The organism is Methylobacterium sp. BTF04 (assembly GCF_010692745.1).
GTDB lineage: Bacteria > Pseudomonadota > Alphaproteobacteria > Rhizobiales > Beijerinckiaceae > Methylobacterium.
The window spans coordinates 1-1,084 of record NZ_JAAHTB010000192.1 but is presented as its reverse complement, the minus strand read 5'-3'; the positions used below and the strand labels follow the sequence as shown (position 1 = coordinate 1,084).

The following is a 1,084-nucleotide window of genomic DNA, read 5'->3' as shown; positions in this document are numbered from 1 at the left end:
ACATCATTCGCGACTTCGAAGCACTGGGACATTGGGTGCTCTTCGACCTGTGGGACGACGAGGCCGCGCCCTCGGTCAGCCCCGCCTTGATCGTTGCGGATGTGCGCTCACCCCGGTCCGATACCCTTCAGCGCATGCAAAAGTGCCTTGCCTTATTCAGACGTAAATCCCTTCCGTTACTCTGGCTTCTTCATAATTCCTCGCCTCGCGCCCGCATCCAAGGAAGCGCTCTCCAGGCGGAGCACATCCTTCAATACGACCGTCTTGGACTCGTGCTCCCTGGAGTCATCGAAAGGCTGACTGACGACGAAAAGAAGGCCACTGCGAATGCAATGGCCTGCGAAGCGCGGGACTTTCTCATTAGCATGTTCACGGACACCTCGGCGTTGACACCGGCCCAGGTCGATGTCGGCACCGCTATCGTTACCAAGGCAATTGCCGAGACGAATATCGGTGACTGGCTCCAGGTTGTTTGGAGTTTTGACAATGTCACGCACCAGCACTGCCTGCTAGTGGCCGGTCTTGCCGCTGCTTTCGCGCGATCCCTCGGCATGAGTGAACGCGACTCCCGGCACCTAACAAAAGCGGCGCTCTTGCACGACATCGGCAAGGTCGCGGTACCGGTAGCTATACTGAACAAGCCTAGCTTCCTCACGAAGGATGAGATGCTGGTGATGCGCACCCACGCCGCCCACGGTCACGCCATGCTCCAGGGACGTGGGTTTGAGGCCGAGATGCTTCAGGTGGTCCGATCCCATCACGAGATGCTGGATGGAAGCGGTTATCCAGATGGCCTGGCAGGATCCCAGATTCCCGATGTCGTTCGCTTGGTTACAATCTGCGACATCTATGCCGCCTTGATCGAGCGTCGCCCCTATAAGGCGCCGATGAGCATGGTCCGAGCCTACGAAATCCTAAAGGAGATGTCCGGCCGCCTGGATCCGGATCTGGTTCGTGCTTTCGAACCGATCGCCCAGGCGTTCACCCCTATCGGCAAGAACGGTCACGCGCAGCCGGCCTGACACACACCTGCCTTCTACCGATGCGACTCGGCCGCGCGTCCTTTCCTAACGATCCTCGATTG

General features: G+C 58.9%; 1 protein-coding gene. It reads left to right on the top strand.

Annotation, left to right across the window (positions count from 1 at the left end; genetic code table 11):
• Nucleotides 1-1,022: HD domain-containing phosphohydrolase (locus tag G3T14_RS24260; protein WP_163645017.1), on the top strand; the 1,022-nt coding region annotated here is incomplete at its 5' end.
• Nucleotides 1,023-1,084 lie beyond the last annotated feature (62 nt).